This is a genomic window from Pseudomonas sp. 2822-17 (assembly GCF_002742485.1).
In the GTDB taxonomy this organism is placed as follows: domain Bacteria; phylum Pseudomonadota; class Gammaproteobacteria; order Pseudomonadales; family Pseudomonadaceae; genus Aquipseudomonas; species Aquipseudomonas cyclaminis.
Genome location: NZ_LJRZ01000124.1, coordinates 1 through 378, shown reverse-complemented (window position 1 = coordinate 378; position 378 = coordinate 1). Strand labels below are relative to the sequence as shown.

At 38.9% G+C, this 378-nt stretch carries 1 pseudogene; it reads right to left on the bottom strand.

The annotated features are described in order from the left end of the window. Positions 1–368, bottom strand: a pseudogene (fliI, locus tag AOA60_RS01210) (flagellum-specific ATP synthase FliI); the annotation flags it as partial. Between the last annotated feature and the right edge of the window lie 10 nt (positions 369–378).

Below are 378 nucleotides of genomic sequence, written 5' to 3'. Positions count from 1 at the left end.
ATCATAGCCATTAAAGTACTTTTACCAACACCACTCCCGGCAAAAATTCCTACCCTTTGTCCTTTTCCAACAGTGAACAATCCGTCAATTGCTCTTACACCTAAACTAAGAGGTTTTGTTATTCTTGGTCTATTCAATGGATTCGGAGGAGGGTTATCAGTTGGAAAGGGAAAAGTTCCCTTATCGAACTTCTGTCCATCATAAGCTCGACCTAGTCCATCAACAACTTTCCCAATTAGGCTAGTACCTATGTTAATTTGTAGTGAATGATTAGTTGCTTCAACTAAACTACCTGGTGCAATTTCATGAATTTGATCAAAAGGCATTAGTAACACATTCTCATCACGAAAACCTACCACCTCAACCATTACTTTCCGA